The sequence below is a fragment of the Xanthomonas sp. NCPPB 3583 genome (genome assembly GCF_041475715.2).
Lineage (GTDB): Bacteria > Pseudomonadota > Gammaproteobacteria > Xanthomonadales > Xanthomonadaceae > Xanthomonas > Xanthomonas euvesicatoria.
In genome coordinates, this window is record NZ_CM191263.1 from 4,525,140 (window position 1) to 4,546,932 (window position 21,793).

Annotated in this window: 18 protein-coding genes and 1 tRNA gene; 9 read left to right on the top strand and 10 right to left on the bottom strand. The window is 65.0% G+C overall.

Annotated elements, in window-relative coordinates; translation table 11 throughout:
• Positions 1-95: 95 nt before the first annotated feature.
• Complete coding sequence (locus ACCQ07_RS19495) at positions 96-2,333, bottom strand: S9 family peptidase (protein ID WP_372363559.1); 2,238 nt, start codon at positions 2,331-2,333, stop codon at positions 96-98.
• Between the two features lie 332 nt (positions 2,334-2,665).
• Positions 2,666-3,355: a glutathione binding-like protein gene (locus tag ACCQ07_RS19500; RefSeq protein ID WP_008576488.1), complete on the bottom strand. Its 690-nt coding sequence runs from the start codon at positions 3,353-3,355 to the stop codon at positions 2,666-2,668.
• A 383-nt stretch (positions 3,356-3,738) separates the two neighbouring features.
• Here ACCQ07_RS19500 and ACCQ07_RS19505 point away from each other — a divergent pair, with 383 nt between their 5' ends.
• The 5 genes from ACCQ07_RS19505 (at position 3,739) to ACCQ07_RS19525 (ending at position 11,371) form a co-directional block, all read left to right on the top strand.
• A complete protein-coding gene (locus ACCQ07_RS19505; RefSeq protein WP_011348939.1) occupies positions 3,739-6,753 on the top strand; it encodes a TonB-dependent receptor in 3,015 nt (1,004 codons plus the stop codon).
• 187 nt (positions 6,754-6,940) lie between these two features.
• Entirely contained in the window at positions 6,941-7,642 is a 702-nt protein-coding gene (locus ACCQ07_RS19510; RefSeq protein WP_008576490.1) for a SapC family protein, read from the top strand.
• Entirely contained in the window at positions 7,632-8,645 is a 1,014-nt protein-coding gene (locus tag ACCQ07_RS19515) for a cupin-like domain-containing protein (RefSeq protein WP_136732944.1), read from the top strand. Before ACCQ07_RS19510 ends, ACCQ07_RS19515 begins: the two co-directional genes overlap by 11 nt.
• Positions 8,646-8,655: 10 nt before the next feature.
• On the top strand, positions 8,656-10,221 hold the full coding sequence (locus ACCQ07_RS19520; RefSeq protein WP_218499331.1) for a tryptophan halogenase family protein: 1,566 nt from the start codon (positions 8,656-8,658) through the stop codon (positions 10,219-10,221).
• Between the two features lie 139 nt (positions 10,222-10,360).
• Positions 10,361-11,371 carry an energy transducer TonB gene (locus ACCQ07_RS19525; protein ID WP_046932079.1) on the top strand — a complete coding sequence of 337 codons (1,011 nt, stop codon included), beginning with the start codon at positions 10,361-10,363 and terminating at the stop codon, positions 11,369-11,371.
• Between the two features lie 154 nt (positions 11,372-11,525).
• On the opposite strand, the gene ACCQ07_RS19530 is transcribed toward ACCQ07_RS19525, so the two are convergent.
• From ACCQ07_RS19530 to ACCQ07_RS19550, 5 genes are read right to left on the bottom strand one after another with little or no spacing between them, the layout of a single operon-like run.
• Positions 11,526-12,719 carry an ABC transporter permease gene (locus tag ACCQ07_RS19530; RefSeq protein ID WP_008571232.1) on the bottom strand — a complete coding sequence of 398 codons (1,194 nt, stop codon included), beginning with the start codon at positions 12,717-12,719 and terminating at the stop codon, positions 11,526-11,528.
• Positions 12,716-13,462 (bottom strand): ABC transporter ATP-binding protein, encoded by a 747-nt coding sequence (locus ACCQ07_RS19535; RefSeq protein WP_218533311.1) that lies wholly within the window; start codon positions 13,460-13,462, stop codon positions 12,716-12,718. Before ACCQ07_RS19535 ends, ACCQ07_RS19530 begins: the two co-directional genes overlap by 4 nt.
• Positions 13,463-13,493: 31 nt before the next feature.
• Complete coding sequence (locus tag ACCQ07_RS19540; protein WP_046932077.1) at positions 13,494-15,095, bottom strand: alpha/beta hydrolase; 1,602 nt, start codon at positions 15,093-15,095, stop codon at positions 13,494-13,496.
• A 54-nt stretch (positions 15,096-15,149) separates the two neighbouring features.
• The gene (locus tag ACCQ07_RS19545) at positions 15,150-15,350 is read right to left on the bottom strand and encodes a helix-turn-helix transcriptional regulator (protein ID WP_008575151.1); all 201 of its coding nucleotides are present in this window, start codon (positions 15,348-15,350) and stop codon (positions 15,150-15,152) included.
• Positions 15,347-15,934: a hypothetical protein gene (locus ACCQ07_RS19550; protein WP_008575149.1), complete on the bottom strand. Its 588-nt coding sequence runs from the start codon at positions 15,932-15,934 to the stop codon at positions 15,347-15,349. The genes ACCQ07_RS19545 and ACCQ07_RS19550 overlap by 4 nt, the downstream gene beginning before the upstream one ends.
• A gap of 461 nt (positions 15,935-16,395) precedes the next feature.
• Between ACCQ07_RS19550 and ACCQ07_RS19555 the strand changes: the two genes are divergently transcribed.
• Entirely contained in the window at positions 16,396-17,958 is a 1,563-nt protein-coding gene (locus tag ACCQ07_RS19555) for a GH39 family glycosyl hydrolase (protein ID WP_372363560.1), read from the top strand.
• A gap of 118 nt (positions 17,959-18,076) precedes the next feature.
• Here the strand turns inward: ACCQ07_RS19555 and ACCQ07_RS19560 are convergent, their stop codons facing one another.
• Positions 18,077-18,349 carry a metal/formaldehyde-sensitive transcriptional repressor gene (locus ACCQ07_RS19560; RefSeq protein ID WP_008575145.1) on the bottom strand — a complete coding sequence of 91 codons (273 nt, stop codon included), beginning with the start codon at positions 18,347-18,349 and terminating at the stop codon, positions 18,077-18,079.
• Between the two features lie 152 nt (positions 18,350-18,501).
• Between ACCQ07_RS19560 and ACCQ07_RS19565 the strand changes: the two genes are divergently transcribed.
• On the top strand, positions 18,502-19,053 hold the full coding sequence (locus ACCQ07_RS19565; protein WP_057681749.1) for a 3'-5' exoribonuclease: 552 nt from the start codon (positions 18,502-18,504) through the stop codon (positions 19,051-19,053).
• A 92-nt stretch (positions 19,054-19,145) separates the two neighbouring features.
• Positions 19,146-19,248 (top strand) — tRNA-Ile (locus ACCQ07_RS19570).
• 3 nt (positions 19,249-19,251) lie between these two features.
• On the opposite strand, the gene ACCQ07_RS19575 is transcribed toward ACCQ07_RS19570, so the two are convergent.
• A complete protein-coding gene (locus tag ACCQ07_RS19575; RefSeq protein ID WP_081029745.1) occupies positions 19,252-19,878 on the bottom strand; it encodes an SEC-C domain-containing protein in 627 nt (208 codons plus the stop codon).
• Between the two features lie 45 nt (positions 19,879-19,923).
• Positions 19,924-20,976, bottom strand: a complete 1,053-nt coding sequence (locus ACCQ07_RS19580) for a DNA-binding protein (RefSeq protein ID WP_057681750.1) — start codon at positions 20,974-20,976, stop codon at positions 19,924-19,926.
• A 379-nt stretch (positions 20,977-21,355) separates the two neighbouring features.
• Between ACCQ07_RS19580 and ACCQ07_RS19585 the strand changes: the two genes are divergently transcribed.
• Positions 21,356-21,697: a CopL family metal-binding regulatory protein gene (locus tag ACCQ07_RS19585; protein WP_372364170.1), complete on the top strand. Its 342-nt coding sequence runs from the start codon at positions 21,356-21,358 to the stop codon at positions 21,695-21,697.
• The last annotated feature ends 96 nt before the right edge of the window (positions 21,698-21,793 follow it).

The window sequence follows — 21,793 nt, forward strand, 5'->3', positions numbered from 1 at the left end:
GAGATGCTCAGAAGCGGCGCGCTACAGGTACGCTTCGGTTGCTGTGCGCCGCCCTCACCCAGCTGGCTACTGTTGCTTGCGCCTGCTGGGCACGCTCAGTCGTGCACCGGCATCAGGCAGCGCTGCAAGAACGCTTCGGCAGTCTTGTAACGATGCAGCGCCGTGGCACCCGACAACCCATGCTTCGCACCGGGATACGTCATCAATTCGAATGGGGTGCCGCGTTGCTGCAGCGCGCTCATCAGCGCGGTGGAATTGGTGAACAGCACATTGTCGTCGGCCATGCCGTGGATCAGCAGCAGCTTGGCGCGCAGGCCATCCAGATGCGTGGCGATGCGTGCCTCGCGGTAGCCTGCGGCGTTGCGAGCCGGCAGATCCATATAGCGCTCGGTGTAATGGGTGTCGTACAGGCCCCAATCGGTGACCGGTGCGCCGGCCACGCCGCAGGCATAGGCGTCGCTGTGCTTGGCCAGCAGCATCAAGGTCATGTAGCCGCCGTTGGACCAGCCCTGCACGCCGATGCGCTTGGTATCCACCCAGGGCTGTTGCTTGAGCCAGGCCACGCCTTGGAACTGGTCGTCCACTTCCACCGTGCCCTGCCTGCCGTACAGCGCGCCACCGAACGCGCGCCCGCGCCGCGGCGTGCCACGGTTGTCCAGCGAAAACACCACGTACCCGCGCTGGGCCAGGTATTGGTCGAACAAGGCATCGCCGCGGCTGGGCCAGGCATCGAGCACGGTCTGCGCCGCCGGGCCGCCGTACACGTAAACGATGACCGGGTAGCGCTTGGCCGGGTCGAACTTGTCGGGCTTGGTCAGCCGGTAATGCAGCGGTGTCTTGCCATCGGCAGCGGTGAGCGTGCCGAATGCGATCGGGCGCTGCGCATCGCGGTAGGTGGCGTACGGATGCTGCGGATCGCTCAGGTCGTTCTTCAGCAGCGTGGCGATCTTTTCGCCACTGGCGCGGAACAACTCGATCTGCGGCGGCGTGGTGGTGTTGGACCAGGTATCGACGTACACGCTGGCGTTGCTTGCGAAACTGGCCGCATGCGTGCCGTTGGTGTTGGAGCGCTTTTCGATCGCGCCACCGGCCAGTGGCACGGCGTAAATATGCGTTTGTGTGGGCCCGTCCTTGCTGGCGGCGAAATACACGTTGCCGGCCTGCTCGTCGACGGCGAGCAGGGCATCGACCACCCAGTTGCCGGAAGTCAGTGGCGTCAACGTGCGGCCGTCTTCGGATGCAAGATACAAATGCTCGTAGCCGCTGCGTTCGGAGTTCCAGAGAAAGCGGCCGTCCTTGAGAAACCGCAGGTCGTTGCTGAGCGGCACCCAGGTGGGCGAGGTTTCGGTGATGAGCGTGCGCTGCACGCCGCTGGCCAGCGTGGTTTCGATCAGCTCAAGGGTTTTCTGGTCGCGCGACTGCCGCTGGAAGGTCAGCCGCTGTGCATCGCGCCAATCCACGCGCGCCAGATAGATGTCCGGGTTCTTGCCCAGGTCGATCCAGCGCGGGGTGGCCTTGGCGCGCGGCGCGATCACACCTAGCTGCACCGCTACATTCGGCTGGCCGGCCTGCGGATAGCGCTGGCTGATCACTTCGGTATGGTCGGCATACACTTCCGGGCGCTTTTGCACCGGCACTTGCGATTCGTCGATGCGCGCAAAGGCGATCGCCGAGTCGTCCGGCGCCCACCAATAGCCGGTGTGACGATCCATTTCTTCGTCGGCGACGAATTCGGCCACGCCATTGCCGATGGTCTCGCTACCATCGTGGGTGAGCTGCAGCGCGTTGCCGTTGGCCAACTCGATGGCCCACACGTTGCGCTCGCGCACGAAGCTGACGAAGCCGCCCTTGGGCGAGAGCTTGGCGTCGGTGGCGAAGCCTTCGCCGTGGGTGAGCTTGCGTACCGCGGCCGCGCCGGTCTTGCGCAGGTCGTACAGATACAACTCGCCACCGAGCGGGAACAGCAGCGCGTGCGCATCCGGTGCCCATTGGTAATCGACGATGCCGGTGAACGCGGCGATGCGCTGGCGTTCACGGCGGGCTTTTTCGACATCGCTCAAGACCTCGGTGCCGGGCAGCACGACCTTGGAATCGACCAGCAGGCGCGTCTGGCCGCTGGCGATGTCGTATTCCCACAGATCCAGCTGATTGCGATCATTGTCCTTGCCGCGCAGGAAGGTCACGCGCGAGCCATCCGGTGCCACCTTGGGCTTCATCAGCGTGGGACCGGCAAGCGGCAATGGGCCGGTGATGGCCTCCAGGGTGAGTTTTTCGGCATGGGCCATGGGAACGGTGCTGAGCATGAGGGCAAGGGCTACGAACAGGGCGCGCATCGATGATCCTGTCTGACGACTGCGCACAGGATGCGGCGGCGTTGTGGATTTGAGAAGCGCGGCGATCCTGGCGTTGGCCGCTCAGGCGTGCGCGCGTTGGAATTGATGGGGCCGGGGATGCGCATGCATCGCAAGATGTCTGTGGACGATGGGGACTAACGCGCCGCTACGTATGGCGAGGGAGCGCAATTGGGGTCGCTGTCAGTCTCCGGCGATGCCGTACCCTCATCCCAACCCCTCTCCCGTGGGAGAGGGGCGCATGCCGCCCCGTTGATGTGCCGCGCGCGTTTGATGCGCGTGTACTGTTACGCATCCGCGCCTAAGACGTTGCTTCAACGCTTGCCGAACAGGTGCTTGCGCTCTTCATCGCTGAGCGGCTGGCCCGCATTGGGATTGACCTGCTCCTTGAGCGCGTAGGCGCGCTGGGTGGCGGGGCGGGCGGCGATGGCGTCGTGCCAGCGTTTCAGATGCGGGAAGGCCGAATAGTCCGGCTTGAGGTCGCCATACACTTCGATCCACGGATAGCTGGCCATGTCGGCGATGCCGTAGTCGTTGCCCGCCAGGAAGGCGTGGTCGGCTAGGCGCTTGTCGAGCACGCCATGCAGGCGACGCACCTCGGCGTTGTAGCGCTCGATCGCGTAAGCAATCTTTTCCGGTGCGTAGACGTTGAAGTGACCCATCTGGCCGCTCATCGGGCCCAGCCCGCCCATCTGCCAGAACAGCCATTCCAGTGCAGCGATCCGGCCGCGGGCATCGCGCGGCAGGAAGCGGCCGGTCTTCTCGGCCAGATACAGCAGGATCGCGCCGGACTCGAACACGCTCTGCGCACCGCCGCCATCGGCCGGTGCATGGTCGACAATGGCCGGCATCTTGTTGTTGGGCGAAATCTGCAGGAATGCCGGTTCGAATTGCTCGCCCTTGCCGATGTTGACCGGCTTGAGGGTGTACTGCAGCCCCGCCTCTTCCAGAAACAGCGTGACTTTGTGCCCGTTGGGCGTGGGCCAGTAGTACAGATCGATCATCGTGCGCTCCAGTCAAAGGTGGTCGTTGCGGCAGGCCTGACTCAAGGGCGGCTGCCTGGCGTGCAGGCGTCGGGCCGGCAACGCACTCGCACCTGACGAATCCGCTTGCCAGGTGCGCATCCAAGGCGTGTGCCCGCTACCTCAGTGCCATCGCATCTTGAGAGAGGTTGCCATCCAAGCGCGATGGTAAGGCCAAGCGTTTGCCTATGGCGGCATGACACACCTGGCTCGGTGGAACGATGTGTGACGCGACAGGGTCGCGGCCGATGCTGCAGTGCAAATTGACTTTGTTAAGGCTGCACTAACAAATGCTCGATTGTTCCGTCGACCTTTGCCTGCCCCCGTGGGGCCGGCCTTATCTTCTGTTTGGGGAAGCAATCACCGTGAGAGAGACTCGCACCCTGCCGCGCACGCGGCGCTTGACGTCTGCCCTGCTGTTCGCCTTGTCGACTCCGCTGGCCGCGCAGACCGCGCCGGCGCCGCAATCGGCATCCACTGTCCCGGGTTCCAGTCAGGCCGACCCCGCCACCCTCGATACCGTCCAGGTCAGCGGTATTCGCGGCAGCCTTACCTCGTCGATGAACGTCAAACGCGATGCGCAAGGCATCGTCGACGGCATCGTGGCCGAGGACATCGGCAAATTCCCCGATACCAACCTGGCCGAGTCGTTGCAGCGCATCAGCGGTGTGTCGATCGACCGCTCGCTGGGCGAAGGCTCGCGCGTCACCGTGCGCGGCGTCGGCCCGGACTTCAACCTGGTGCTGTTGAACGGCCGCCAGATGCCGGGCGCCAGCATCGAAGAATCCAATGCCTCCAACTCGCGTGCGTTCGACTTCGCCAACCTGGCGTCCGAGTCGATCTCCGGTATCGAGGTGTTCAAGACCAGCCGTGCCAGCACGCCCACCGGCGGTATCGGCGCGACCATCAACATCAAGACTGCCCGGCCGCTGGATAATCCCGGCATGCATGCCAACGTGGGCCTCAAGGGTGTGCACGACTCGTCCAACGAGAACCTGCCCGGCCGCTTGCAGGGCGATTCGCTGACGCCGGAAATCTCCGGCATCTTCAGCAACACCTCGGCCGACGGACGCTTCGGTGTGTCGCTGAGCGGCAGCTACCAGGAACGCGACTTCGGCTACAGCCAGGTCGGCGTCCCCAATGGCTGGCGCGCATTCCGCGGCGATTCCACCGCCTACGGCACCATTCCGCAGCCGGGCGCACCGGGTTCGGAAAACATCGTCAACCGCCCCGGTCCGAACGATATCTATTCGGTGCCGCAGAACCTCAACTACCGCGTGGTCGGCGTCGAACGCCAGCGCACCAACGGTCAGCTGGTGCTGCAGTACAAGCCGCTGGACAACATCACCACCACGCTGGATTACACCTACTCGGAAAACAAGATCCAGCAGCAGCGCAACGAGATGTCGGTGTGGTTCAACTACGGACCGTCCGCCAGCTCCTGGACCAAGGGACCGGTCGCCGGCCCGATCACCTATTCGGAAATCGTCAATCCGCCCACCAGCGATCTGGCCACCGCCGGATCCAATGCGGCCACGCGCAACCAGAACAAGTCGCTGGGTTTCAACGTGGATTGGGCGGTGAACGACCAGTTCAAGCTCAACTTCGACATCCACCGCTCCACCGCCGAAGCCGGCGCAGACAGCCCGTACGGGTCGAGCAACTCGCTGGGCGTGTCCGGCTTCTACCGCGGCACCTCGGTGGTGGATTTCAGCAAGGATTTCCCGGTGCTGCAGCAGCAGCTGGGCTTCGGGCTGAACGGCCTGGACCCGTCGCGCACGCTGGTCACCGGCTCGGCGTTCCGCAACAGCTACATGAAGTCGGAAATCGATCAGGCGCAGGTCAACGGCGATTTCACCTTCGAAAACTATTCGCAGTTGAAGTTCGGCATCGGCAGCACCGAGGTCAAGAACCGCTCGGCGTTTTCCAACGTGCAGCGCGACACCTGGGGCGGCAACGGCACTGCGGCCGATTATCCGGACGACCTGTGGATTCCCAGCTCGTTCGCGCAGTACTTCGATGCGATCGACGGCAGCGGCAATCCGGCGCAGTTCAACCAGCTGTTCCTGTTCGATTTCGAGCGCGCGCGCCAGGCCGCTGCGCAAGCCGCTGGCGACGAGTCGCTGTACCGCATCTCGCCGGTGTTCACCACCGACCGCCGCGTTACCGAAAAATCCAAGAACGCCTACCTGCAGTGGGGCAATAGCTGGGACGATCTGCGCGTGCCGATCAGCCTGGCGGCCGGTGTGCGTTACGAAGAAACCAAAGTGGAAGCGCGCGCGCTGGTGCCGGTGGCCGTGGGCATCGACTGGGTCGCCAACAACGAGCTGCCGATCCGGCTGGCCGACTCGGCGTTTTCCGGTGGCAGCGGCAAGTACGAATACTGGCTGCCCAGCCTGGACCTGAGCTTCAAGCTGCGCGAAGACCTGGTGCTGCGCGGCAGCTACGGCGAAACCATCGGCCGGCCCGGCTGGGGCGACATCCAGGGCGGGCAGACGCTCAACCAGATCGGCCGCATCGAAGGCGGCTCGGGCCAGGAAGGCAATCCGGGCCTGAAGCCATTGCTGTCGCACAACATCGACCTGTCGCTGGAGTGGTATTACGGCGAAGCGAGCTACGCCTCGGTGGGGTTCTTCCGCAAGAACATCGACAACTATGTCGGCGTCACCACCCGCAACGACACCTCGCTCGGCCTGCACACGCCGGTGGGCGGCGCCTACTGGAACCAGGCGCTGGCCAATGGCTGCGCCACTGCCGACCTGACCTGCATCCGCAACTACATCTTCCGCAACTTCGCCGGCCAGCCGGGCGTGGTCCGCGGAACCGACGACACCAATGGCAATGCCACCGGTACGATCAGCGGTCAGCCGGGCGACCCGGTCGCCAACTTCTCCATCACCGCGCCGGCCAACCAGCGCTCGGCCTCGCTGGATGGTTGGGAATTCAACGTGCAGCACATGTTCGGCCAGAGCGGCTTCGGCGTGTCGGCCAACTACACCAAGGTCGACTCCGGGTTGACCTACAACAACTACGTGATCGGCGAGCAGTTCGCGCTGGAAGGCTTGAGCGATTCGGCCAACCTGGTCGGTTTCTACGACAAGGGACAATGGCAAGTCCGTGCGGCCTACAACTGGCGCGACGAGTTCCTGGCCGCGCGTTTTGACGGCAGTGGCCTGCCCAACCCGGTCTACACCGAAGCCTATGGCCAGCTGGATCTGAGCATTGGCTACCAGTGGACCGAGAACCTGTCGCTGAGCCTGGAGGCGATCAACCTCACCAACGAAATACAGCGCCAGCACGGCCGGCAGAAGAACGAGATCATCTATGCCACCCAGACCGGCCCGCGCTACATGCTGGGCCTGCGCTACAAGTTCTGGTGATGCCGCTTGGGCGATGCAGGACTGACTGCATCGCTACAGCAACCCACACGTTTCCCGGCAGCCTGGCTGCCGGGAAACGTACACGGCCGTTGCACCGCCCGGGGACGTGAAGGCATCCGGGGCTTGCCGTGCAATGGCGATTCGTTGAAGCATGGGCCACGCGCCCCCGCGTGCTGTGCCAATCCCCATGACCAATGCCGTGTTGTTGAACAATCTCGATCACCGCGATCTGCGGGTGATCACCGCGCACGGCGCCGCCTACGGCGATGACGTGATGTCGGCTGCGACCTTTCCGCAGGAATTTCGCCAGTTGCAGGCGCAATACCCCATCGTGTTCCATCGCAGCGGCGAGCGCAGTTTCCAGCCGCTGGCATTGCTGGGATTACGCCTGGGCGAGAACCTGTTCCTGGATGGCGCGCGTTGGGATGCGCCCTATGTTCCGCTGGCGATTCAACGCCAGCCGTTCCTGATCGGCGAACAGCCCGATGGGCCGATGGTGCATGTGGACCTGGACAGCCCACGCGTCAGCACCACCGAGGGCCAGTTGCTGTTTCGCGAACACGGCGGCACCACCGAATTTCTGGACCACATCAGCCAGGTGCTGCGCACGCTGCACGATGGCCTGGCGGCCAGCACGGCATTCGTCGAACGTGCGTTGCGTTACGACCTGCTCGAACCCTTCGTGTTCGAAGCCACCTTGAACAACGGCCTGGAATGCCGCCTGGCCGGGCTCTATGTCGTGCACGAAGAACGCCTGCGCGCACTCGATGAGGCGGCGCTGCTCGAACTGCACCGGCATGGCGATCTGGAACCGCTGTACATGGCGGTGGCCTCGATTGCGCAATTGCGCCATCTGCTCGAACGCATGAACCGCCGTCATGCCGGCTGAGCCACGCCCCATCCAAGAGCGTCACGGCCTGGACCGGCAACAGCTGGACCCGGCCATCCTTCGCTCCACCAGCCCGCTGGTGCTGCGCGGGCTGGTGCGCGACTGGCCGCTGGCCCGCGCCGGTGCCAGTTCTGCGCAGTCTGCTGCCGCCTACCTGCGTGGTTTCGACCGCGGCGAGGCGGTGGTGGCGCAGGTTGGGCCACCGGAGATCGGTGGGCGCTTTTTCTACAACGCAGACATGAGCGGCTTCAATTTCCGCCCCGAACGCGTGCCGTTGGGCGTGGTGCTGGACACCTTGCTGCGCGACCTGCACGCCTCCCAGCCGCCGGCGATCTACGTCGGCTCCACCACGCTGGACACCTACCTGCCCGGCTTGCGCGCGCACAACCCGATCGCGCTGCCACAGGGCGAGCCGCTGGCCAGCATCTGGATCGGCAACCGCACCCGGATCGCCGCCCATCAGGATCTGCCCGACAACCTGGCCTGCGTGGTTGCCGGGCGCCGCCGTTTTACGCTGTTCCCGCCCGATCAGCTGGCCAATCTCTACATCGGCCCGCTGGATCTCACCCCGGCCGGGCAGCCGGTCAGCCTGGTGGATATCGCCGCACCGGACCTGCAGCGTTTTCCACGCTATGCGCAGGCGCTGGACCACGCCCTGGTCGCCGAGCTGGCGCCGGGCGATGCGCTGTTCATTCCCAGCATGTGGTGGCATCACGTCGAGGCACTGGAGAGCTTCAACGTGTTGGTGAATTTCTGGTGGCGGCAGAGCCCGGCCTACATGGATTCGCCGATGAACGCGCTGATGCTGGCGCTGCTGACCATCCGCGACCTGCCGGCCGAACAACGCGCCACCTGGCAGGAAGTGTTCCGCCACTATGTCTTCGAGTCCGACGACAGCACCGCCGCGCATCTGCCTGATGCCGCACGCGGCGTGCTGGCCCCGATGGACGACGCCAGCGCGCGCAGCCTGCGTGCGCGGCTGCTGCAACGCTTGAATCGCTGAGGATTTGACCATGCCCGACACCACGCCTTCGGACCCGCAACAGCGCCCGGTACGCCGCGTCGTCATCGCCGGTGGCGGCACGGCCGGCTGGATGGCGGCTGCAGCGCTGTCGAAACTGCTGGGCCGGCACCTGCAGATCACCCTGGTGGAGTCCGACGAGATCGGCACGGTGGGGGTGGGCGAAGCCACCATCCCCAGCCTGGTCACCTTCCACCGCTTGCTGGAAATCGACGAAGCCGCCTTCATGGCCGCCACCCAGGCCACCATCAAGCTCGGCATCGCCTTCGAACACTGGCGCGATGTGGACCAGCATTACATCCATTCCTTCGGGCATGCCGGAACCGACCACTGGAGCGCCGGGTTCCAGCATTTCTGGTTGAAGGGGCGCCAGCGTGGAGTGGCGCGCGACTTCGGCGACTACTGCCTGGAACTGCGTGCGGCGCAGGAAGGCCGCTTCGCGCACCTGCCCAATGGCGGCATGAATTACGCCTACCACCTGGACGCCGGGCTGTACGCGCGCTTCCTGCGCCGCTTCAGCGAAGGCTTCGGCGTCACCCGCATCGAAGGCCGCATCGGCCAGGTGGAGACCGATGCGCAAAGCGGCTTTCTCACCGCACTGACGTTGCAGGACGGCACGCGGGTGGAAGGCGACCTGTTCCTGGATTGCACCGGCTTTGCCGGCCTGCTGATCGGCAAGACGCTGGGCGTGGGCAGCGACGATTGGTCGCGCTGGTTGTTCGCCGACAGCGCGCTGGCGGTGCAGACCGAATCGGTGGGTCCGCCGGTGACCTACACCCGTTCGCGCGCCGACCAGGCCGGCTGGATGTGGCGCATTCCGCTGCAGCACCGGGTGGGGAACGGCATCGTGTATTCCAGCCGCTACATGGACCAGGATGGCGCCCGCGCGGTGCTGGAACGCAACCTCACCGGGCGCGCGCTGACCGAACCGCGGCCGCTGCGCTTCACGCCCAACCAGCGCCACCGCGTGTGGGAGAAGAACTGCGTGGCGCTGGGCCTGGCAAGCGGATTCCTGGAGCCGCTGGAATCGACCAACATCCATCTGATCCAGCGCGGCATCATCCGCCTGCTGCAGACCTTTCCGCAGGTCATCAACGCTGTCGACATCGCCGAGTACAACCGTCAGGCGGCCCAGGAGATCACGCACATCCGGGATTTTGTGATCCTGCACTACCACGCCACCGATCGCCGCGACACGCCGTTCTGGCGCGACTGCGCGGCCATGGACATCCCCGATTCGCTGCGCCACCGGGTGGAGTTGTTCCGCCAGAGCGGGCGGGTCTTCCATCAGGCCAACGAGCTGTTCGCCGAGAACTCGTGGGTGCAGGTGATGCTGGGCCAGGGCGTGGTGCCGCAGCAGCACCACCCGGTGGCCGACCTGATGGGCGATGCGGAGCTGGGCCGCTTTCTGGAGACCATCCGCGCCCGGGTGGAGGCGGCGCTGGTCCGGTTGCCTGCGCACGCGGACTTCCTGCAGCGCTACTGCCCTGCCCCGCCGCTGCCCGAACCGGCCGCTCGCGTGCCGGCCCCGCCGGTCATGGCGACCCCGGCGGGATAAATTTCGGCGATCTGCAGCGCAACCCTTGGCTTAGACCGCCCCAGCAATGCTAGATTGCGGCATTGCCGTCCATTGCGGGAACAATGGCCGGCGCTCGCCGCAGCAACGTTATCTTTCGCACTCGGGGTAAGGGGGACGCATGTTGGATCTGACACAGGGCCGTATGGCACGCCGGATCGCGCCGGTCATTTTGCTGGTGGGCCTGGCCGCCTGCTCCAAGCAGGAAGACAAGGCCGCCACCACCACGCCGGCGACCGGGGCCACACCGGCGGCAACGGCACCCACGCCGGCCACGGCGGTCTCGCCGCAGGTGCAGTCGATGGCTGCCGAACAATTGCGCGAATCGGCCACCAAAGCGCTGCAGGACAACCGCATGTACGCCCCGGCCGGCGACAACGCGGTGGAGTACTACCTGGCCTTGCGCGAGAAGCAGCCGCAGGATGCCACCGTCAACAGCGCACTGACCGATCTGCTTCCCTATACCCTGATCGCCGCCGAACAAGGCATCAGCCGCGAAGAATTTCCCGAAGCGCAGCGTTTGATCGCGTTGATCGAGAAGGTCGACCCGCAGGCACCGGCATTGCCGCGCCTGAAAAGCGGCCTGGAAACGGGCATGAAGACTGCTGCCAACCGCTCCGAGCAGGATGCCGAGCTGGCCAAGAAGCAGGTCGAGGACAAGGCCAAGCAGGCGGCCGAGCAGAAGCGTCTGGCCGAGCAGCAGAGCCGCGAGGCGGCCGCTGCCCAGCAGATTGCCGCCCAGCAGGAAGCGGCGCGCCAGCAGACCGCCGAGGCCGAGCGCCAGGCCGCTGCACGGCGCCAGGCCGAAGCGCCGGCTCCCACTCCGGCGGCACCGCGTCCGGCGCCGGCAGCCGCCGCTGCAGCCGCACCGGCCGCGCAGTCGCTGCGTCCGATCAGCACCCCGGCCCCGCGCTACCCCGCCGAAGCACTGCGCTCGGGTACCTCGGGCGAGGTGCTGGTGGAACTCACGGTCGGTACCGACGGCTCGATCACCGCCTCGCGCGTGCTGCGCGCCAACCCGCCGCGCGTGTTCGACCGCGAAGCCCTCAACGCGGTCAAGCGCTGGCGCTTCGAGCCGGTGGCCGCACCGGTGACCACGCGGCGTACGCTGTCGTTCAATCCGGGCGATTGATGCCCGCGTCGTTGATGACATGGAAACGCAAAAGCCCGCAGCGATGCGGGCTTTTGCGTTGTGGCGGTGGTGCGTTGTAGCGGTGGTGCAACTCTGGTGTTGCGCGTTGCAGGTGCCGCCGGAACTTGCCGCAAACAGCCGCCACCCAATACCCTCAGCCCGAAATCGCCAGACGCTCCTGGTGATACCGGCGCACTGCCGCATACCACAGCAATGCCGCCACCCCGAAACCGGCCAGCAGATACACCGCCCAGGTCTGCAGGTTGATGGTCTCGTGGCGGATCACCTTCAACAGCATCTGGTTCTGCGCCAGAAACGGCACCGCAAAATGCCACAGCTGCGTCTTCAGCGGATAGGCCATCAAGGCGTAGCCCGGCAGCATCGGCAGCAGCAGCAACCAGGTCATGTGCGCCTGCGCTTCCTTCATGCTCTTGGCCGCGGCGGCCAGATAGGTCAACAGCGAAGTGCCGACAAACAGCATCGGTACCAGGATGAAGAGCATCTGCAGCATCGGCACGAAGCCGACGTTGAGCTGGCGGCCCAGGTTGGATGTGGAGAGCTGCGCGCTCAGCTTGAATGCCAGCAAGGTGAGCAACAGCGACACCATGCCGATCACGCAGGCCGCAGCGATCTTGCCGCTGACAATGGCGCTACGCGGCGCAGGCGTGGCCAGCAAGGGCTCCAGCGACTGGCGTTCGCGCTCGCCGGCGGTGGCGTCCAGAATCAACGAGGCGCCGCCCAGAAACGAGGTGATCACCAGCAACACCGGCAGCAGCATCGCCATCATCTGGCCGCGCTTGGCTTCGGCAGTGGCCAGGTCCTGCGCGGCCACTTCCAGGGGCCTGGACACCTGCGCATCGATACCGCGCGCCAGCAGCCGCAATGCGCCGACCTGCTGGCTGTAGCCGGTGAGCGCGGCCTGCAGGCGCATGCTCGGCACATCGGCCTCGCGGCGGGTGCTGTCCTTGATGATCTCCACCAGCGCCGGCCGGCCTTCGCGCCAATCCTCGGCGTAGCTGTCGCTGATGCGCAGTGCCACATCCACATCCTGGTTGCGAATGGCCGCGGTCAGATCGGCTGGCGCATCCACGGCATTGAGCCCCTGCGCGGCCAGGAATCGCACCAGATTCGGTGCGTTGCTGCGCCCGAGCGTGGGGATCTCCAGCGGCTTGTCGATCTGCGTGCGCACGCGGCTTTCGCTCAACGCGCCCATGCCCAGGATCAGGATCGGGTACAGCAGCGGCGACAACAGCAACGCCAATGCCAGGGTGCGCCGGTCGCGCGAGATGTCGCGCAATTCCTTGCGCAGCACGGTCCACAGCGTGGACAACAACGATGTGGTGCTCATGCGTGCAGTCCCTCGTCCGAGCCGATCGCCTTGACGAAGGCGTCTTCCAGGTTGGGTTCACCGGTGGCAGCGCGCAGTTCGTCGGCGCTGCCGGACGCCACCACCTTGCCCTTGGCGATGATGACGATGCGGTCGCACAGTGCGGCGACCTCTTGCATGATGTGGCTGGAAAAAATCACGCAGCGCCCCTCCGCACGCAGTTGTTGCAGGAAGCCGCGCATGGCGCGGGTGGTCATCACGTCCAGTCCGTTGGTGGGCTCGTCCAGGATCACGTTGCGTGGATCGTGCACCAATGCGCGCGCAATCGCGGTCTTGGTGCGCTGGCCCTGGCTGAAGCCTTCGGTCTGGCGGTCGAGAATATCGTCCATGTCCAACGCGCTGGCCAGCAGGTGCGTGCGCTGTGCGATCTGGCTGCGCGACAGGCCATGCAACTGGCCGAAGTAGGCGATGTTCTCGCGTGCGGTCAGGCGCTTGTAGACGCCGCGTGCGTCCGGCAACACCCCGAGTGCGCGGCGCACCGTCACCGGGTCGCGGGCGGCATCCACGCCATCGACCGTGACGCTGCCCTGGTCGGGCGTCATCAACGTGTAGAGCATGCGCAAGGTGGTGGTCTTGCCGGCGCCATTGGGGCCGAGCAGCCCGGTGATCTGGCCGTCGGCAGCGCTGAAGCTGACCCCGTCGACGGCTTTCACCAGACCGGTCTTGGTCTTGAACGACTTATGCAGGGTATCGACGACAATCATGCGAGCGCCTCCGTGGCGTGGTCGATGCGACTCATGGTTCCCATCCGTTGAACGAGGTGAAGGCAGGCACGGTGTTGAGGCTGGCAACGCAGGTGGTATCCAGCGCCTTGGCATCGGCGGTCTGCATGAACTGGCTCAGCACCTTGGGCATGCAGCCCAGCCGGAACACGCCATGCCCCTGCCCGGGCGCGATCACATGCCGGCCGTTGGGCAGCCCCTGCAGCACGCGCTCGGCGTAGCGTGGCGGCGTGACCGGGTCGAGCGCGCCGGAGAGCAGCAACACCGGCAAGGTGGAGCGGAACGGCGCGCTTGCGGCGGCCGGCGCCGGCTTGGACGGCCACACCTTGCACGGTGCGAAGAACATCTCGGCGACCTCGTTGCCCAGTAACGTGGTGTCCTGGTGTGCGGGTGGGTGATAACGCCCGGCATCTTCGCTGCACAACACCGACCATTGCATCAGGCGATTCATCTGATCGGACATGCCCGATGCGCTCATCTGCGCCAAGGCCATCAACGAGGCGTAACGGCCTGCGGCAGCTTCGTCCAGCACCAACGGCAGCAACGATGCGGTTTCCGGCGCATACGAGAAACCGAACGCCAGGCCGGCCACGGTGTCGGCAGTGACCTGCTCGTGGCGTAAGCCACCGGTGCGCGGGTCGCGGTAGTCCACCGCCACCGGTGCCTGCCGCAGCCGCTCGACCACCTGGCGCAACTGCGTGGCGGTATCGACTGGAAAGCGCCTGGCGCATGCAGGCTGCTGGCGGCATTGCGCAGACTGCAGCGCGATCGCATCTTCGAAGGTGCGCGCGAACTCGCCGCCGATCACCAGATCGTTCGGCGCCACGCCATCGATCACCACGGTGCGCGTGTGCTGCGGATAACGCGCGGCATAGTGCTGCGCCACGCGCGTGCCGTACGAGGCACCGATCAGATTCAGCGTCTGCACGCCCAGCGCTGCGCGGACCGCATCCAGATCGCCGATGGCTTCGCTGGTGGTGTAGTAGCGCGGGTCGGCGTCGTTGCGCAAACCGTCGGCACATCGGGCCGCATACGCAGTCAATTGCTCGGCGGAGGCCTGGCTGCTGTTCTCCAGCGCCAGCGGCTTGCCCGCCGCGTCGCGACACTCCAGCGGATGCGAGCCGCCGGTGCCGCGCTGATCGACCAGAAAGATGTCGCGCTGCTTGCGCACTTCATGCAGGCCCATGTCCACGATCGCCGCGACCTCAGTGGCCGATTGCCCCGGTCCACCGGCGATGAAGAACACCGGGTCCGGCGTGCTGCCGGCGCCGGCTTCGCTTTCCAGCCAGGCAATCTTCAACGCGATGCTGCGCCCGCTCGGCGCGGCCGGATTTTCAAGCACGCGCAGGCTCGCGCATTGCGCTTCGATGTTGCCGGCAGCACCACCAGCGCTCAGCGTGCACGGCGTGAACAGCAGCGTGCCGTAACGATTGCCCGCGGCAGTGCCGGGCGGCATTTTTGAGGCGGACTGCTGCGCAGTCGTACCCGGCGCTGTCGCGGTGGATTTTGCTGCAACGTCGTTTGCTGCGGCCGGCGCTGCGGCGCGCTGGCATCCGGCAGCCAGCATCGCCATCAGCACTGCCGCCACCATCGTGGATTGCTTGACCATCGTCATCCTGTCTCCTGGCATTGCCTGTCCCCCGACGCTGCATGCGGCCACACGTGACCGTTACTGCCCGTCTTCGTAAAGAAAAACGTGCTCGATCGATTCCCCAAACAGGCGTGCGATCCGAAACGCCAACGGCAGGCTGGGATCGTACTTGCCTGTTTCCAGCGCGTTGATCGTCTGCCGCGACACACCCAGCCGTTCGCCGAGTTCTCCTTGCGACCACCCATTGGCCTCGCGCAATTCGCGCACGCGGCTATTCATTCAAAACGACGCGCGTGGATGCTTTTGGTGATGCCGTAGATGGCGCACAGCAACGGAAACACCCACAGCATCGCCGCGCTCGCCGGAACATCGATCAGCGCGGCGGCCTGCAGAAATCCGGCCGTCATGTACGCACCGCTGACCAGGCCGGCGGCAATGGCGATCGCTTCCAGCTCGATCCGTCGTTGCATCTCGTCCGAATCGCGCACGTAACGCGCCACCGCACGAATGACCAGTACCACCAGCACCGCCGGCAGCAGGGCGATCAATACGCGCGCCCAGTGCGGCCCGACATGCCCGAGCAGATAGCGCCAGAACAGCATTACCAGCACGTACAACAGCATCGGGATGCCGAATTCGCGGTAGTACCGCCGCGCCAACGCCGGGCGGGTGCTATCGCGCGGATTGCCGCGCGCCAGCCACATCGGCACCGACAGCAGCATGCATGAGCCACCAATACCGGCACTGACCCCGGCTAGGTAGTTGTTCAACGGCAGCACGTGCCACAGACCCAGCAGCCCAATGCCGAGCAAGACCAGCCCCACGCAGAACACCAGCAGCGCCTTGCGCTTGCAGCTAGTCATCGCACGGCCTCGGTGAAGCCATGACGCGCTGCCCGATCGCTGCGCGCACGCCCGGCGACCGTGCGCACAGCGCATCGCGTTGCGCGGTGATGCCTGCATTCCATGTGCCTATGCTGCCACCGCATCTCAGTCGCCTGTCAAGTACGCTTGACAGGCAAGATGCGCCCACTGGCGCTTGCTGTCAAGCACCCTTTACACATTCGAATGCGGTCTTTTTGCGTCCGCCGTCATCGCCTGACCCAAGCGGCGAACACCCGTCGCGGGATGTCGGCAGGTAAGACAGACGACACACAGCCGCCGCAGCGTACGCACGGCACATCCGATGCCAAGCCGCGGCAGCGGCCGCGTTCGCATGGCCGCTGCCTAGCGATGTTGTTGGCCCCGCGACATCACTCCGCATGTCGGCAGTGGTCTGCCGCATATGCGTTAGGCTGCCGGCTGGCACTTCAGCAGGAGCGACGATGCGTTCACATGTCTTGTTGGCGGCGGCGCTGTGCTGCGTGACGGCTTCTGCACCGGCGCAGCACGCAGCGCCGCGCACGATCCAGCTGGATCTGGCCACGGCTGGTGCGCCGGTCGATCGTTTCTACGACCTGTCGGTTGGCTCGGATTTTCCCGGCACCTTGATTCGCAGCGACACGCAGGCGCATCTGCTGCCTGCCGTGCAGGAGTTGGGGTTTCGCTACATCCGCTTCCACGATGTCTTCCATGATGTGCTCGGCACCGTCAAACAGGTCGACGGCAAACTGGTGTACGACTGGACCAAGCTGGACCAGTTGTACGACGCACTGCTGGCCAAGCGCATCCGTCCCTTCGTCGAACTGGGCTTTACCCCAAGCGCGATGAAGACCTCCGAGCAGACGCTGTTCTACTGGAAGGGCAACACCTCGCATCCGGATCCTGCCAAGTGGAGGCAGTTGATCGATGCGTATGTGCGCCACATCCGCGCGCGCTACGGTGCCGAGGAAGTGCGCCAGTGGTATTTCGAAGTGTGGAACGAGCCCAATCTGAAGGATTTCTGGGAGAACGCCGACCAGCAGGCGTACTTCGATCTGTATGCGAACACGGCGCGCACCATCAAGGCGATCGACCCGCAACTGCGCGTCGGCGGTCCATCCACGGCAGGCGCCGCCTGGGTACCCGGGTTACTGGCCTTTGTCGCCAACAACAAGCTGCCGATCGATTTCGTCACGACACATACCTATGGCGTGGATGGCGGGTTTCTCGATGAAGACGGCAAGCAGGACACCAAGCTGTCTGCGTCGCCGGATGCCATCGTCGGCGATGTGCGGCGCGTGCGCGCACAGATCCAGGCCTCGCCGTTTCCGGACCTGCCGCTGTACTTCACCGAGTGGAGCAGCAGCTATACGCCGCGCGATTTCGTCCACGACAGTTACATCAGCGCGCCGTACATCCTGACCAAGCTCAAGCAGGTGCAGGGCCTGGTGCAGGGCATGAGTTACTGGACCTATACCGATCTGTTCGAAGAACCCGGCCCACCGCCCACGCCCTTCCACGGCGGATTCGGGCTGATGAACCGCGAAGGCATTCGCAAGCCGGCCTGGTTCGCCTACAAATATTTGAATGCACTCAAGGGCCGCGATGTGCCGCTGAGCGACGCACACTCCCTCGCCGCAGTGGACGGCACGCGTGTCGCCGCGCTGGTGTGGGATTGGCAGCAGCCCGTGCAGGCGGTGAGCAATACGCCGTTCTACACCAAGCAGGTGCCCGCCACCGATAGCGCACCGTTGCAGATGCGCATGACCCACGTGCCTGCCGGCACCTACCAGTTGCAGGTGCGCAGGACCGGCTATCGGCGCAACGACCCCTTATCGCTGTATATCGACATGGGCATGCCCAAGGCGCTTGCGCCGCGTCAGTTGACGCAGTTGCAACAGGCCACGCGCGATGCGCCCGAACAGGACCGGCGTGTGCGTGTGGGCGCCGATGGCGTGGTTGCCATCGCGGTACCGATGCGCAGCAACGATGTGGTGCTGCTGACGCTGGAGCCGGCGGCGCACTGACTGCAAGCGCCAGGGTGCCGCGCATCAGGACGACGGCGCGCGACACGCCCATGCAGGCCGTCCCGCGCGCCTGGACCACAACCGGCCGAGAGTGAGCGCAATGGTGCGTCGGCCGCGCTTACTTCAGATAGGTCTTGAGAATGGCCGTGATGTCATCCACTGCCAGCTCACGCTCACCCAATGCATCCGGCGCGGCCACGTGATGCTTCAGGTGCTCGCTGAGCAACTCGACCATCAAGCCCTGCGCCGCGCCGCGAAATGCGGCCACCTGGGTCAGCAACGCGGTGCAGTCCACGTCTTGCGCCAGGGCTTTTTCCAGCCCTTCCACCTGCCCGCGGATCCTGCGCACGCGCGCGAGCAGTTTCGATTTGTCCTGATTGAGATGTGCCATGCCATATACCCCCTGGGGGTATTTGAGGGTTGGCAGGGAATCGTTACGAACACGGCCAGATCTTCGCTAACCGATTGATGGATCGCTGAATTCTACCCTCGGCCGCACGTCCAGGCTCGGCCCTCCCCGGGAAGCTGTGGCACCATTCAATCATGGCCACCACGTACTACTTCTTGGACACCGAGTGGGCCGATGTAACGGGCAGCGAGCTGGTGAGTCTGGCGCTGGTGAACGAAGGTGGAGACCGCCTTTTCTACGCTGAGCGAGCCAGCCTGCCCGAGGCTCCCACCGACTTCGTTCGTCAAAGCGTCTACCCGCTGCTAGACCGCGGCGACGCAGCCCTGCCGGATGCCGCCCTGACGACCGAGCTGCGCGCCTTCCTCAGCGAGGCCGACGCGCCGGCGGTGATGGCGGATTTCCCGAACGACCTTCAGCTGCTGCGGTATGCCTTGGATGGGTTTGAGCTCCCTGATGCCCAGGTTGCTGCGTGCGGCCCCCGGCCGGCCCCGGTCATGACGCGCATGTCCAAGGAAGGCCTTCCGGGATTGCTGGTGGAAGATTGGTTCGCGGCCCATCCGGAACATAGGGCCAGGCGCCACCATGCCTTGGTGGACGCGCAGGCCTTGCGGATGGCTTGGCTGGTGGCCACCGACCGCATCCCTGCTCCGGCGTGGGCCCACTCCTATCGCCGCGCCCGGGGATAGCGGCATGGCGTCCATCCCCGGTATGCTTGCCCCATGAACCGCCTGTGCCAGCTCGACCCTCGAATACCGGCGTGATCGCATCGATCGATCACGCCCCTGTTGCTCATGTTGGTCAGAGCGCCGGCCTTATACCCCGGTGAGAGCACGCGCCAGATAAGCGCGTACACGTCGGTTCGATTCCGACCAGGGGCACCACCGTCAACGACGGAAGAATGCTTCTACTTGCGCGCCATGACAGCGCTTGTACTTGCTGCCGCTGCCGCACAGGCACGGTGCATGCTCGCGCAATCCCGCACCGAGTGACTGGCCCAGAAAGTCTCTGGCCTGCAGAAGAGGCTGGATTTCATTGGCGGGCACGCTGACCTCGCCATACTGGGATGATCGCTCGCCGCGGTTCATCACCTGGACAATCGCTTCGGACATCTGGATGAAGTGCTTGATCAGCAGGTCATCGCGTAATGGCATGCGGACGTTGTCGATGGCCAGGCCCTCGTAGCGTCTTCGCGGATCCGGCACAAAGAGAATGCGTGTCTCACCTTCAGGCTTTGGCGTGATGTCGACCATTTCCCCTGCGGGACTGACCCACACGGCATGGAATTCTGCCTCAACCAGCACGTGCGGCCATTCCCACAGCTGCCACCCGCACAGCATCTGACCACCGTCGCGCGCGACCTTGGCCTGCACGTTGGGAAAGCACTCGTGCACGATCGCGTCGGCTTCCGGCTGTACATCAAGATAGACCGGCTCTGCGCCGCGCACGACGGATTCGGTCAGGCGCCGCACGGCACGGGTGATTTCCGGGGGTGTGGTGGTTATTCCGCTCATGCCAAAGCTCCTTGTGATCGTTGCGCCGGGTGTTCTCTTCGCAGGCTATGGCGCCGGCGTCTCTTCCGATGAGATCCGCTTGGCGCCTTTGCCGCCGGCACTGGCCGGCTGTAGCTGGGCCAACAGCGGCTCCAAGGTGCTCAGGCGCACGGTTGCGCGCAGCGTTTCCGCCTCGGCCTGCTCGCGTCGTTCGCGCTCCTGGGCCAGCTCGGTTCTGGCTTGTGCGAGGTCTTGCCGAGCGGTGTCCAAACTCTGAGCGTCTTGGCCCCAGCGCACCTGCACCGCCTGGTGTTCGGCCGCCGTCAGGCGCAGCGTATCGAGCTCGCCCTGTTGCGTCTGGATGGTCTGACGCAGCTGCGCCACCTCCTTTTCCAGTCGAGTATGACGCTCCAGCCACTGGCCGTTTTCCCGGTTGAGCTGCACAAGATCATGGTTCTTGGCGGTCAATGCCTCGTTGGCCTGGCGCAGGCCGACCTGTAGTTCCTGCACTTGGTGCTCGTGCCGGCGTTGCTCCTGCTCGCGCTGGTCTTTGACCGATGTGCGGTAGTGCTCAAGGGCTTCCCTGGCATGCTCATGCTTCTGCTCCAGGGAGCGCGCGTGGCTTTCGTGCTCTGCCAGCCGCGCCGTGAGGCCGGCAATGCGCTCCTCCAGCTGGGCCAGTTCGGTGGTGCGGCTGGCCACTTCGCCCCTGGCCACTTCACTCGCCTGGCGTTCTGTCTGTAGCAGCGTCTCGGTGCGCTGAAGCTGCGCGCTGAGATTGCCGGTGTCCTGCCGGGCCTGCTCCAAGGCTTGGGTGCGCTCGTGCAGCTCGGCCTGGAACCGCTCTTGCGCTTGAGCGACCACGGTTTCGGCCTCGGCGTGCAGCCGCTCGGCCAGACGAGCCACCAGGTCCTGCAGGGCGTCGCTGACGGCAATCTTGGCGCCTACGCCTTGCCCGTCCTCCTCTTCCAGCTCCTTCAGGTAGCGGTGGATGGTGGTTTTGGACCCCGTGTTGCCCAGCGCCACGCGGACGGCGTCTACCGAGGGGTTCTTGCCTTCGGCCCGGAGGCTGTCCCGGGCACGTTGCACATCGCTTTTGTACAAGCCAGACCGAGCCATGCGTCCTCTCCGGTTATTTCGTAATGTATTACATACCATGTAATTACGTACTACTCAACGCCAAAGAAGGCCGAGCCAGCGACCCAAACATCAAGCGGGATAATATTGAATTATCCCGCCTGAGGCTCGATTTCTGGGTTTCGTGGCCGCAGCGCCGTACATATGCGCCGTGGGAAGGCACTTTGCCGAACCGCAGGAAACCGGCAGTCAACCAGCGACCACAGTTGCTCAGGACTCTCGAATGTCGCCGCCGGCCTATCACGCTGCCTATACCCAGACCGTCGAGTCGGAGCGTAAAGTACGCGGCATGTCGCTCTGGGCCGTCCTGCTACGTGTACTGCTGAGCGTTGCTCTGATTCTTAACGGGGCAACGACGGCGATGGCATCCGTGCAGATGACACATGGATTCGCATCGCTAGCGGCAGCGCCCGTGAAGACAGCATCGGTCGAAATGCCATGCCACCAGCACCAACAGTCAGCCACGGCGACTGCGGAAGCGCCTGCGGCCGTACCCGTCTCGCTACCCAATTCCAAACAACCGGCCCCTGACTGCTGCAAATCCAGTGCTTGCCGCTGTGCCTGCATGCACTCCGCACCCGCAACCGTGGCGATGATGATCTTTACGCCGGCGTTGGTTGGGCATTCCCAGAGCGTGCTGCCAATCGCCCTGGGGCACGCGGCCCCCGCCTTACCGCATCTGATCCGACCTCCGATCGGCTAAGCGTCCTCTGGCGCCGTATGGCGCCACTTCGTATGCGTCCCGTCTGTCGGCCTTGGCCGCTGCGGCACCGCATGGCGCACGGTTCAGCGTAGGGCT